Annotated in this window: 7 protein-coding genes; all 7 read right to left on the bottom strand. The window is 53.7% G+C overall.

Annotated features, from left to right (window positions below; genetic code table 11):
* Positions 1-165: 165 nt before the first annotated feature.
* Positions 166-1,566 carry a sulfatase-like hydrolase/transferase gene (locus tag SH528x_RS17860; protein ID WP_442511826.1) on the bottom strand — a complete coding sequence of 467 codons (1,401 nt, stop codon included), beginning with the start codon at positions 1,564-1,566 and terminating at the stop codon, positions 166-168.
* A gap of 58 nt (positions 1,567-1,624) precedes the next feature.
* A complete protein-coding gene (locus SH528x_RS17855) occupies positions 1,625-3,436 on the bottom strand; it encodes a DUF5060 domain-containing protein (protein WP_442511825.1) in 1,812 nt (603 codons plus the stop codon).
* A gap of 22 nt (positions 3,437-3,458) precedes the next feature.
* Positions 3,459-4,895: a glycoside hydrolase family 28 protein gene (locus tag SH528x_RS17850; RefSeq protein ID WP_442511824.1), complete on the bottom strand. Its 1,437-nt coding sequence runs from the start codon at positions 4,893-4,895 to the stop codon at positions 3,459-3,461.
* Positions 4,896-5,007: 112 nt separating this feature from the next.
* Positions 5,008-7,146 carry a right-handed parallel beta-helix repeat-containing protein gene (locus tag SH528x_RS17845; protein ID WP_442511823.1) on the bottom strand — a complete coding sequence of 713 codons (2,139 nt, stop codon included), beginning with the start codon at positions 7,144-7,146 and terminating at the stop codon, positions 5,008-5,010.
* Positions 7,147-7,174: 28 nt separating this feature from the next.
* Positions 7,175-8,596 carry an alpha-L-fucosidase gene (locus tag SH528x_RS17840; RefSeq protein ID WP_442511822.1) on the bottom strand — a complete coding sequence of 474 codons (1,422 nt, stop codon included), beginning with the start codon at positions 8,594-8,596 and terminating at the stop codon, positions 7,175-7,177.
* 157 nt (positions 8,597-8,753) lie between these two features.
* Positions 8,754-11,072, bottom strand: coding sequence for a right-handed parallel beta-helix repeat-containing protein (locus tag SH528x_RS17835; RefSeq protein ID WP_442511821.1), 2,319 nt, complete (start codon positions 11,070-11,072; stop codon positions 8,754-8,756).
* Positions 11,072-13,213 carry a right-handed parallel beta-helix repeat-containing protein gene (locus SH528x_RS17830; protein ID WP_442512137.1) on the bottom strand — a complete coding sequence of 714 codons (2,142 nt, stop codon included), beginning with the start codon at positions 13,211-13,213 and terminating at the stop codon, positions 11,072-11,074. Before SH528x_RS17830 ends, SH528x_RS17835 begins: the two co-directional genes overlap by 1 nt.
* Positions 13,214-13,238 lie beyond the last annotated feature (25 nt).

The raw sequence follows: 13,238 nt of genomic DNA, 5'->3' as shown, positions 1-13,238 counted from the left end.
GCTCGGGAGCCCAGGAATCAGCTTGCGTAGATATGGTCTCTTACCTGAACAGTGTCGTCCCCATGAACAGAAGCAATCCAACAGCAACGATCTTTCGGTTTTTCATCACTGCCCATCAGCTCGATAGAGGCAATTTCATGCTCGAGTAATCCGCCGGTCGCCAACCTATTCCACGTATTCGCCAGCTCGTTTGGCTCCGTGCTTTTCCGAGCTCAAACAGGTTGGATCTGCCTTGGTGGGTAGTGTGGCCTTCCAGTCGAGCACCATCTTGGTAAGCCGTGACACGAGTTCCGGATGCTCCTTCGACTGATCTTTGGCGATGTCTTCAGCGCGATCTGTTTTCATGTTGTGCAGTTCGACGCGTTTGCCGTCGTAGGTCGTCACCAGTTTCCAATCCCCGTCGCGGACCGCCAGTCGCGGCCACCCATCAGGCTCGCCGCTAGCGCCCGTATGCAGCCAGAAGATGGGCCGGGTGCGGGCAATGGTCTCGCCTTTGAAGGCCGCAATCAGGTTTTCCCCGTCGCACTGAGCGTCGGCGGGGAGCGTCACCCCGGCGGCGGCGCAAAAGGTGGGCAACAAATCCACGGCACTGAACACGGTTGTTTCATTCTTAAGTCCTGCTGCCATGTGTCCCGGCCAGCGCACGATGAACGGCGTGCGCACGCCGCCTTCAAACAGATTGCGTTTGCGTCCGCGCAAGCCGCCCGTTTCGCCCACGCTGTAGTAACTGCCATACTTGCCGGGTGATCCTTTTGCGGTGCTGGTTCTCTCGGGGCCGTTGTCGCTGGAAAAAACCACGATGGTATTTTGCGCCACGCCGGCTTTGTCGAGAGCGGCGAGCACCTTGCCCACGTTGTTATCACCGTCGGTGATCACGGCGGCATAGATCCGCTTCTGCTCATCATCGACGTCTTTCCATTTCTCCAGTGCTTCGGGCGTCGGGGAGTGCGCGGTATGGCTTTCATGAATCCACACATCCACAAAAAATGGGTGATCCTTGTTGGCTTCAATGAACTGCGCCGCCCGACCGGCGATCTCGTGCGCTTTGATTCCCGGACCCGGCCCATGAAAAACGGCCGACTCGTCGAACCCGTAGGCCGACATCGGCGGATTGTCCGGCTTTTCGCCCATGTGCCACTTGCCAAAATGGGCCGTGCGATAGCCGGCTGCCTTGAGGTAGCGGGGCGTGGTGGGCGCTTTGGGATCCAGCCAGTCCGGCTGCTCCGGTCCCGGACGGCGGGCTCCGAACACACTGTTGACGCCGTAGCGGGAGGGATAACGCCCGGTCATGGCGGCGACGCGACTCGGCGAGCAGACGGGGTTGAGCACGTTGAACTGCTGGAAGTCGACCCCGTCGCTGGCAAGTTGGTCAATGTTGGGTGTCTGCACCCACGTACTGCCGTGGCAGGATAAATCGCCCCACCCCCAGTCGTCGGCGTAGATAAAGACGATGTTGGGCTTGGCGGTTGGCGGTGGGGTATCGGCGGCTTGCAGCGCGGCCAGGGGCGCATGCAGCAGGCCTGCCAGTAGAAGTGTCAATTTCACGGCATTGATGATTGTTTTCATGGTGACTAACTATCTTTTCGTTTTGGGGTATTTTCGCATCTTGATTTCGGTATCGTTTTTAACGCTTCAGAAGGACAACCCAATCCTGTCCCGGCGTGTTCGGCGGCATCCCCAAAGAGACCTTTGCCTCGCCACCGATAACCGTTTTCGGACTTCCGTCGATCAAATCTCCGCCCGCACGCGGATTAAACCATTGCGCCGAAAAGGTTGTTCCAGACGCGTTGGACAGATCCACCTTGGCTTCTCCGCCGTTCTTGAGATAAAGCAGATAGATCTGACCCTCCTTCGCCAAAGCCCAGTTATCTTCGCCGATCGCCAAAGCGTCATTCGGCTTCATGTCGGCAACCTCCTTCGCCAAATGTTTATTCATAAATTTGGCGGCATGCCCGATCGGCTTCCAGCAATCCTCATAGGTCGCATAGTCGATGTGCTTCACATCATCCCTGCCGGTGTAAAACTCCATATGCCCGCCGGCCAGAAGAGCGCCCCAAACGACATCTTTGCGAACCTGATCCGCCAAATTGTCCGGCCTTCGTCCCCACCAGGGTTCATCAATTGCCACCACCCATTTGTGGCCACTGCTGGCACTCTCTTCTACCCACTTCAAAACCTCATCATGATTGCTCAGCATGGCACCGTTTTTTCTCGGCACTAATAAGGTCTGCAGGCTGGCACCGGTATAGTCCATATAGCCGATCAATTGAGGAAAGATATCGTCGAAGACTCCGCCCGGACCGTTATGCACGACAACGTGATCCTGATAGCAAGTCAGCGCCCGGATCCGGCTCGCGAATTCTTTCCGCTGGGCGTGGGTATTGGGAGTTTGGAACCCTTCACCTTTGGCCTGGTTTTCCTCACCCACATTCCATGTAACGGCCATGTGATGACCAAAGCGTGCAATCAGCTCGCGATACAAAATCTTCCGGGCATCAGAAAACGTTTCCTTCCTATCTCGGTCTTCGAGATAATTGGTGTTCTCGGATTCCGAAAGCTGGAAATGCACCATCAACCCCATTCGGTCAAAATGAGTGAAAAGCACCTCCCACTGGCCCAGCTTGGACACGTCGTACACATCAATGTTATCCATACCAGTCCACGGCCAGGCCTCTTGACCATCCCCATATGCGTTCATGCACAGGAAGTAGTGTGAATTGATACCCAGAGACGAAAGATAATTTGTCAATCCAACGATGCCCTTACCTTTTGCATCTCCCCAGGTGGGGTCGCCGGGTTTCCAATCCCTGATGTTTGCTGAATACAGATCGTTCTCATGTCCTGGAGTTCCATCAAACTCCCCATACTCCAACAGCACTTCGGGACTGTTGGCGCCGCATTTAATGAAATAATCTCCGTCCGCAAAACGCAGGTAATGTTCGCCTACATATTCCAATTTCCCCTTGGCCCGAAAATCTCTTCCTGATTTATCTTGGGATCCAATTTTAAAACTTCCTGTTTCACCATTCGGGGCAGTACCGCCGGTTCCTCCCATCAGGTTTGCAGCGACGTCCATCCCGGTAACAAGACTTGTTTTGTAGGTCCACTCGCCTTCTTCTCCACCGGCAAAACGTACTTTCCATTTACTTCCACTGATGGCGGAAGTGTTGGCCGGATCCCCATCAGCGTCAAAAAAACCTGGGACTTCAAATTTTTCACCGCTGGGTGAAGTAAAGGTGACATCCAACCTGTAATCTCGGAACGTCGCGGAAGATTCATTCGCCTGGGGGCCAACAAAAACCACCTCGATCCGGTGCCATTTCTTGAAACTGCCGTCTGCATTGATTTCACCCTCAATCGTTGCTGACCAGCACAGAGCAGGCGGTCCCACCAAGATGAAAATGATGGCACGCGTTAAGTTACGAATGGTGTTCATAGTTTCGTTTGACATCCATCAATCAATGTTCGACAAATCCCTCAACATCATCCAATACGATCTTCTGACGCGAGTCTTCGCCGCGGAGTGTCAATTCAACATTCTTGAATTCAACATTCTTGGCATGGCGGATGTAGGCGCCCCAAGCTGGCAATACGCCAAAGAAGAACTGCTCGGGATAGCGTTCCTCGTCCTCTGCCACAACCCGCTTGGCATCTTCTTCGGTACCATGACCGGGGTACGAAATCTTGATATTTTCCATGACAACGTTTTCGATAGCGTGACCGGGGATACCCGTGATCATGATCGGCCCGGCTTTAGATTTCTCGCTATCCGTCACGCCCGGGGTCGTATCGACTTTGAGCTTCTTATACACAGCTTCAACAGCTTTCACCCGATCCTCTACGATTACCTCAGCAACCACATCGCTTATTCGGATGTTTTTTATTGTGCCGATCGCGGCATTCTCTCGTCTCCCGCCGAAGTCACTGCCTCGTTTGCCCAAACGTATGAAGAGAGGATTGCCAACATCCTTCATTACAATTCTGGAAAAATTAATATTCTCCATACGTCCGCCGTCCACCGACTGCAGCTTGATACCGCCCATCGGGCAATCATGAAAATAACAGTTGGTAATGCTGATATCGATAAATCCGCCGCGGGAGGACGAGCCAAATTTGACCGCAGCCGTATTGCTATCCGCTCGACACCCTCGCACCACAATGTTTCTACATGGGTTCAAAGAGCTTTTTAAACAGATCGCATCGTCTCCGGTGCTGATATCACAGTTCTCGATGAGCACATTCTCACAGCCGTCTAGATCCAGCCCATCATTGTTGTAATTATTGTTGCGAAAACGCACAGTAACCGCATTGAAGTGAAGGTTCTTGCAGTCGATCAGATGCAACCCCCAGAACGCTGGACGCTTATAGGTGACGCCCGAAAACGTAATATCCTCACAATTCTCCATACGCATCAGCCGTGGGCGGATGCCTGCGTTTTTGCCATTCCTTCTGTTCCGGGGGAAATGCTCGTGAGTCCCTCTGCCATCGATCACGCCGAGCCCTTCGATGGTGATGTTTTTTGCGTTTTCAGCGTAGATCAGGCAGTGGGCGGCACCCTCTCGCGGTCTGCTGAGGTTGCTAATTGGGTAGTCAGCCGCATTGGTGCTTCCAAGCAAGCTGGCCCCGTAATCGAGCGAGAGGGTGACATTGCTCTTCAAAATAATCGTGCCAATTTGAAAATCACCAGCAGGCACCCAAACAACACCTCCACCGGCATCATGACAGGCATCGATGGTCTTTTGCACAGATTCAGTTTCCATGGCTACGCCATCACCAATGGCACCGTATGTTTTGATGTTATAAATGTCCGGTTTGGCAATCTCGCCATATGCCACCGAAGTCAAGGTCACGTATACAAACAGCAGCATCAACTTGTGTATGACAATCAGTTTCATCGTGTCGTGCCTTTTCTAGAAAAGTGTTTTTTGGGGTCTCTTCCATCGTCGCATTTTGCTCTGCATCATTTGCGCTACGCGCTATTTTCGCATAGCAAACGCCGACTGTTCGCTACTCCTCGTCGGTACGCAATCCGGCTTCGGACAAATCAATCGGAACAAACCCGAGTTTCAATGCAGGTGAATCTGGCTTGAAGCTAAAGTCACCATTCTCGGGATCGACGAACATCGGATCGACCGCCAAGCTGTGCGTGTCGACTCCGTCACGCTGCATCCTGTCCAGCGCTGACTGACTCTCTTCCGGATTACCGGCACAGTAATAGATGTTGTAATCCTTGTCGCCATCCTTGGCCTGTGCATCTCGACTCTGGGCAAAGAACGAAGTTTTCGCCCCGGGATGATAGAAGATGTTGCGTTTGACAGCGCCGCCGGTCGAGGGCCCCTCTGTTAATCTCAAGTAGGAAACAGAACTCCCCTTGGCCTGACGCGAGCCATCCAGAACGTAGGCGATGATGTTGTTTTCCGCCCGGTTGTTCAGTTTCAGTATGAGACCTTGGGACGTGCACCTGTAAATCACGTTCTCGGCAACAAGGGTGTCCATCTGTCCGCCATCGGTTCGGATTCCAGACTGCGAGCCGATGGGATTGACGAGGTGATGAATATAGTTTCGGCGAATCACGTTCCCAGGGCCTGATCCACGAATATAGATGCCGTTTCCATCGCCCAGTTTTTCCATGGCATGATGGATCTCGTTATATTCGATCAGATTGTCATGGGAATGCAGGTAGGGGCGGACGTCATCGATCGTCGGATCGTGTGGCACTTCACCCACTTCATGCCTGCGAATGGATCGACTGACCTCGCGACCTGCATGCGTGATGAATTTGGTGACCATTCCACAAATGATCATGCCACAGTAGTTCGTGTTATGTATCAAGTTGTTCGCCACACGATTTTCGCCACTCTGCCACAGCAGGATGCCGGGCGAATGCCAATAGATTTCCCCGACGTGATGAATGTGATTGTTGTAGACGAGGTTCTTCATGCTGACGTCTTTGGTTCCCGGCCCATATCCGCCCAGCAAGATTCCGGTCCCTCCAATATGCTCGATATGATTGTTGGAAATTTTGTTGTCCTGTCCGTGTAGGTCCACCCGCACCGCACCGCTGCCGCTATGCAGAAAATGACACTTTTCAATGACGCAGTTCTCCGCTCCGCGCAGACGAACTAAGGCATTGTCCTTGTCGACCATGTCCCAGTCGTGCTGCACCCCTGCATCGTCTTCGCCCACTGAATAGCGATCGCCATGCATGAAAGTGAGACCGCGGAAGCAGAGGTTTCGCACCGGAACATCCGTCGGCCCCATTTCATCAATCTTGCCTTCGACGCGGATCAATTCCAACAATTGTGGCGCAACGACAAGCGACTCACCACGCGGCCACAGATAGACCTTGCCTTCTTTTGTATTGAGTACCCATTCACCTGGCTCATCGAGTTCATCCAGTACGTTTTCAACCCAACAAGAATCACCCAGGCTTTTCATGGCATAGGTTGCATCAATTGACGTGCGCGCGACGTGAGCTTCCTCATCGACCGACACCAAAGGCAGGATATTCACCATCCACTGATGGCTCGCTCGAATCATGATTTCCACGTCTTCCACATTCGACCAGTTTTTCAACTTGCCCTCGGGAAAACGCAACTCTTTGAGGTTGCGGCCGGCTGTCGTTTTGAATCCGGCTGAACGTGCGCGAGGCAGCAAACCCTCGGCGTCATAGAGCGAGTGAAAACGACCCGAAACATTCGCGGCAAAGACCTTGCCTTGAGCCGCTTTGGGCAATCTAGGAATCGCTTCGGTCACCCGCACCAAGTCCTCAATCTGCCGACCGGAACTGAACGCCGGCTGTTCGTTGGGATAGGCCGCATAGGTAATCGTCGCATCGCCTGCTCCCGAATCCTGCAGGCCGAATACGACTGTCTCCTCAAGAAGATAGTTTCCCCCGCGCACCAGAACCACGATGTCCGTCGATTTGCTTTTTTTCAAATCGCGAACTGCATCTCGCGCACGTGCCAGCGTCGCGAACGGTCCATCGGCTTCTCGAACATCGGGTTCAGCCACGGTGCCAGACCACTCATCGGAGCCATTGGGTGACACATAAAAATCAGCCGTCACCGGTTCAGCAGCGGACAAATTTCCGGCCAACAGGCCACTGACAAACAACCCCAATAATATCACGCTGCTGCGACTCATTTTTTTCCCTTATCTTGTTAGGTATCGTCTATTTCCCACGAATGGCCTTGCGGACTTCTTCCATGACCGCCATGCATTCGGGGTTAAAGATCGGATGGTCATCAGTCACATCGGCAGTCATGATCAGGTTGATGGTCACGGGAACCTTGGCCTCTGCCATGCGTTTGAAGAAGTCAACATACTCCTCTGTCGAATGAACCGGTCCTGGGCCGTAGCGGCCATTCATCGGTTGATTTTGGAACCAACCGCCCCGGTCCATCAGGCACCACCATGCCGGAGAGACATCTCCCAATTGCTTACCGGGTCCGATGAGCTGAGCATCGACCTGGAGCAGTTCACTGCCACCATCGGTGACGGCCAATTCGCTGAACGGGCTGACCGTCGGGCCCCGGTTCGAACTGAGCCCCACGACGGCGTTGGGATTGCCCGCCTTTATCGCGCGGGCCCAGCCTTCCCAGGATGGCCTGAGGGGATAGTCCCATGCCAGTGCGCCATCCATGTAGCCGAATCCCATCAGCTTCTTGCCATAGCGTAGGCTGCATTCGCGAAGAATCGCCTCGATATTGTCGCTGAAGCGTTTGGTGTCTGCATCATTGGCGCCCAACGCCTCCCGCCACACCTTGGGGTCGTAGCCGTTGTAGCCGGTATGCAGATAAAACAGCGTGCGAATGCCCCGCTGGTCCAGTTCATCAATGATTTCGCCCAGCAAGTCGCGCTGTGCGGTACGTCCTGGCGCAATCTTGTCGATGGCTGCGTTGGGTCCGGGCCAATAGAATCCCTGGTGGGTCGCGGTAAATGTGATCCACGCGGCACCCGTGCGTTCAATGGCATCCGCAAAAACCTTCACATCGAACATCTCCACTGACTTTTGGAACCACTGGGCTCTCTTTTCATCGATGTTGAATCCACGGCTTTGTGACGACCAGTGAACGAAGATGCCGTACTTCCCATCGATCATCCACGAGACATCGCCCCGAATCGCCTTGGCGCGTTCCACTTGCCCCTGACGCGCAGCGGCTGTTCCCAACTCGATGGAAAACAGGTTTAAATCCTCGGTCACTCCTTGGCCGAAGCGAGTGGAACTGTTGTCACGATTTATTGCTGATGCCGTTGCAGGCTTTGCATCAGGCAGACGTAGCGTGATCTGGTTCACACCGGTCTTCAAATGCAAGGCGCCAGGTAGTTCCTGACGCCAGAAAAAGGGGCGATACTCCCAGGTCCTGATCATGGATGGGGCCGTCAGAACAGAGTCCCCCGAACTCACTTCCAGTTGCGTCTGCTCCCGCTTGCTAAACAGCACATCGACCACGTAATCATCTTCTTTCGGAGCATCGACCGTCCAGGTCACAGTATCCTGCGGAGACTCAAAACCGTGCACCACATTACCACTTCGGAAGTGACGCTTTGCGTTGCCGGACAATGATCCACTTGAAGCAATGATCGCTGTCACGCCATCAGGATCCAGTTGAACGGTTTTGTCAGACGGTGCAGTCGTTTCCTCCTCCTGGGCACAAGCACACGTCGCCACACTCGTTATCAACGCCGTTGACAGGAGAACGTCACGAAGGATCACTCTACATCTCATATTCAATGCCTTGCTTGACAGTTTAATCTTTGTTGTCACTCGTGATTTTCCCTTCATCGGTTGTGGCTGAGGCATGATCGCTCACACGCCCCATCTTCGAAACGTTCAAAGGTTCAATCCCCATTGCCAAGGCGGGACTGCCGGGTCGAAAACTGAAATCGCCGCCCGCGGGGTCCACAAACTGAGGATCGCCAAAACGACTTGCCTGCTCATTGTCGACCGCCCGCATCTTGGCTAGATGCTCGTCCACCCAGTTTGGATTCGTCGCATGATAGTAGAGGTTGGAATCCATCTCCGTTGATTCAAGCTTCGGTCCGCCGGTGGTTTGGCCCCCACGCAACCTTTCGGATTGGGGAAGGCCGCCATCGGGATGAGAGATGATGATGTTTCGCTCTACTTTCGACCCTGTTACCGGAACCCATTCAAAGCTGATGTAACCGTTTCTTGGCACCACCAGTTGGTCAACAATGAAATTGTTGATGATGTCGTTGACACCTTTGGATGCGATTCCCGCCGCATGGCCGCCGTTGCGATAGAGAACATTTCCGTAGATCAGCGTCTCATGCTGGTCATCATCGCAACGGATGGCCGCCGGCAGCGAATGCGACTGATTGTCGTGTAGGTAGTTGTAGCGAATGATGTTGCCCGTTCCCGTCCCGGACACGTAAACGCCGTTCCCATCAGAAAGCAATTGAACGGAATGCGAAATCTCGTTGTATTCAAAGAGGTTGTGCCGGGAATGGAGTTGCTTTTCGCGAAGCTTCCAACCTTCATAGCCCCGTCTTCTTTCTCCACTTTCGTTGCCCGTTCCTTGAGGTCTGGTTTTGTTTCCGGCTGAGCGGGTGCTGATGACCACCGCGCAATAGCCGCTGTATGAAAGTTCGTTGTGCGCGATCCGGTTGTGCCCACTTTGCCAGGCCCAAAAGCCCGGGGATTGCCACGTGATTTCACTGAAGTGATGTAGGTAGTTGTTGACAATCTCATTGTGGTGATTGACGTCTTTGCTGCCGACTCCATAACCGACCAGCAGAATCCCTGCCTCGCCGAGATGAGCGAACTCAGAGTCGGTGATGCGATTGCGCTGGGCGTGAAGGTCCAGACGTATCCCTGAGCCTCCGGAATTTACAAATCGACAATCTGACACTTCGCAATCCTCGGCCCCCCGGAAGCGAAGCAGTGCAGTGGGCTTGTCAAACATGTCCCAGGAGTGCTGCAATCCCCAGCCCAAAACTTCTTCATTGCTTGTCCACGCCCAACGATCGGCATGGGTAAAGGTAAGTCCCAAGAACGCGATTCCACGGACCGGAGTATCTGTGGGGCCTTCCATGTCGATTTTTCCTTCGACACAAAACAGTTCGCTGGTTGCAGGCGCAAGAATTCCTTGAGGAGACCCATCCGCTGCCGGATTTGCCGGCCACAAATAGATCTTTCGCGTTTTTGTGTTGACCATCCATTCCCCGGGTTCATCGAGTTCTTCAAGGATATTCTCGACCCACACCGAAGCAGCTGAGTCTCCCATCAGTGCCAGAAGATAAGGTGGAAGTGATCCCATACGCCCCGCAGCTGATACTTTCGTTGTGGCTACGCCTGTCGCTTCATCGACCGATTCCAGCGGGAGCATATTGATCTCATAGGCGACGCCCGGCCGTACCTGAATTTCCACGTCTCCCAAATTGTCCCAGCTCTTCAAAGCCCCTTCCGGGAAATGCAACGTCCTGCTGTTCCCATTTTGGGTCGGTAAAAATCCGTCACCTCTGGAACGACTCAGCCGTCCCTGTGCATCATAGAGCGTATAAAACCTGCCCATAGCTGACGGCATGTCAGCAACCCAGACCTTACCGGCCGCTTCGACGGGCAGTTCATCCGGAGTGGAATCCAATTGTTTCCAACCTGTAACAGGTACACCAGCACTGACAACAGGATGCTCGCCGGGAAAAGCAGTGAAGGTTAGAAAAGCCGGCCCTGCCGACTCACCGGCACCGTGCAATTCGACCGCCACATCCCCAGCGGGCATTGGGGAACCGTCTTCCATTCCAAGTACCAAGGTTTGGTTTAACTGATGGCGTCCCTCGCGAAGGATGATCACCGCCGGCTCTGTATTGCCCGCTTTGCGTAGGGCTCGAACTGCATTCACCGCCTCCGGCAAGGATCCGTAGGGTCGCGTCAGGCTGCCATCAGCCTGGGAATCTCCATCGACGGACACATAAATGTCCGTTGCATCGCTTACGCCCTGCAGGGCGAAGACGGCAAGCAATGACAGCCACTTAAAAACCATCCACCTTGAACGAAAAATCATGCGTTGCGTTTTCATCATCAGAGTTTCCGACAGTGGAAAGTTCATTACTTTTTCTCAGCTCGTAAGCCGACCTTTGACACGTCCAACGGCACGATACCAAGCTTCAGCGCTGGTGAGTCAGGTTTGAACCGAAAGTCACCATTCTCGGGATCGACGAATAGCGGATCGACCGCAAGGCTGTGGGCATCGATGCCGTCATTCTGTTGTTTCTCCAACATCGCTTTGCTTAGGTCGGGATCCACTGCGCAGAAGTAGATGTTGAGATCCGTATCGGCGTCCTTCGCTCTTGCCAATTCACGCCCGCGGCTGTCCTCTGTCTTCCTTCCGTTCCCAGGAGCCAATTCATCGATGAACACCGACTCTTTGTTGACGGAATAAAAAATGTTTCGCTTGATCACGGCACCGGTCAAAGGCCCTTCTCGTAGCGACATGTAGTAGCCGCGCGGCGGCGCGAGCACGTCGGCGACGACATTGTTTTCGGCGCGATTATTCAGCTTCAAAATGATCCCTTGCGACATACATTTGTAAATCAGATTCTCAGCAATCAGCGTGTCTCGTTGACCGCCATCGGTCCGAATCGCCGCTTGCATCAACATAGGGGTGACCAAGTGGTGGATGTAATTGCGACGGATCACATTCCCCGCGCCGGCGCCGCGAATGTAGATTCCGTTGCCGTCGCCCATCGTCTCCATCACATGGTGAATCTCGTTGTACTCAATGAGGTTGTCATGCGAGTGAAGAAACGGCGTAACGTCTTCTGGCGTTGGATTTTTCGGTACGTCGCCGACTTCATGCTTCCGAATGGTTCGGCAAAGCTCGCGACCGCTTCGCTCAAAGAAATGGCGCATGAAACCGGAGATGATGATTCCACAGTACGGCATGTCGTGGATCAGATTGTTCGTTACCCGATTCTCGCCGCTCTGCCAAACAAAGATGCCAGGCGAATGCAGATAGACCAGCCCCATGTGATGGATGTGGTTGTTGAAAACCAGATTTTCTCGATTCACATCCTTGGTTCCCGGGCCATAGCCGCACAGCAAAATGCCGCCGCCTCCCATTTGTTCGATATGATTGCCGGAGATTTTATTTTTTTGACCATGTAGATCCACGCGGATTGCACCGCTACCGCTATGGGCAAAGTGACACTGTTCAATCACGCAGTTCTCAGTGCCGCGTAGACGAACCAAAGCATTGGCCTTGTCGTGCATATCCCAGTCGTGCTGCAGTCCGGCATCGTCGTCGGTCAACTGATAGCGTTCGCCATGCATGAACGTCAGACCACGAAAGCACAGATTCCGCGCCGGCGTGTCCTTCGGACCTTCTTTGTCGATCTCGCCTTCGATGCGAATGAGCTCCGTCAATTGAGGAGCCACGACGGTCGAATTGTTTCGCGGCCAGAGATAGAACTTGCCTTCCTTGGTATTGAGAACCCATTCACCCGGTTCATCGAGTTCCTCCAACGCGTTTTCTACCCAGCAGGATTCAACTGTCGGCAGGAAATGAAGCTCGTTCATGGCATAGGTTGCATCGATTGATGTCTTGGCCAGCTGTTTTTCTTCGTCAACCGATACCAAAGGCAAGACGTTCGAAATCCAGGCGTGGTGCGGCCGAACGATGATCTCTACGTCTTCCACGTTTGCCCAGTTCTTCAATTTGCCCTTGGGAAAATGAAGCTGGTTGCGACTGCCACCGCGAAGCGGGATAAACCCAGCTGACTTGGCTCGCGGCAGCATTCCCTCGGCGTCATAAAGCGTGAAGAATCGATCTGAGCAATCGGCCATCCACACGTTTCCGAATGCCGCTTCAGGTAAGCCCGGCAGAGCAGCAGTGACTTTCTTCCATTCACCGATTTCTTTGCCCGAGCTGAAGACTGGCGTCTCGCCGAGATAAGCAGCGTAGGTGACGGTCGAATCGCCTTGCGGAGAATCTTGGATCCCAAACACGACTGTCTTGTTGAGTCGATAGGTTCCCTCGCGAATATGGACAACGACATCTTTGGACGGACGCCCTCCCAATTCTCGAATCGCGTCGCGCGCACGCTGCAGTGTTGCGAACGGACCATCTGCACCTCCGGGATCGGGGGCAGGCAAGGTGCCAGTCCACGCGTCGGAGCCACTGGGTGACACGTAGAAATCAGCTGCGTTTAAGTCATCCGCCGCTGCAGTGTTGAAGGCAACGACGGTCATCAAGGCCAACAGGTAGTTGCATCGT

Source organism: Novipirellula methanifontis (assembly GCF_052161655.1).
Lineage (GTDB): Bacteria > Planctomycetota > Planctomycetia > Pirellulales > Pirellulaceae > Novipirellula.
Note: the sequence above shows the minus strand (reverse complement) of the source record. Positions and strands in the feature narration are given on the sequence as shown.

Coding starts and splice junctions, on each gene's coding strand:
- SH528x_RS17860 (WP_442511826.1), bottom strand. CDS start 1,566: ATGAAAACAATCATCAATGCCGTGAAATTGACACTTCTACTGGCAGGC.
- SH528x_RS17845 (WP_442511823.1), bottom strand. CDS start 7,146: ATGAGTCGCAGCAGCGTGATATTATTGGGGTTGTTTGTCAGTGGCCTG.
- SH528x_RS17835 (WP_442511821.1), bottom strand. CDS start 11,072: ATGAACTTTCCACTGTCGGAAACTCTGATGATGAAAACGCAACGCATG.
- SH528x_RS17830 (WP_442512137.1), bottom strand. CDS start 13,213: ATGACCGTCGTTGCCTTCAACACTGCAGCGGCGGATGACTTAAACGCA.
- SH528x_RS17855 (WP_442511825.1), bottom strand. CDS start 3,436: ATGAACACCATTCGTAACTTAACGCGTGCCATCATTTTCATCTTGGTG.
- SH528x_RS17850 (WP_442511824.1), bottom strand. CDS start 4,895: ATGAAACTGATTGTCATACACAAGTTGATGCTGCTGTTTGTATACGTG.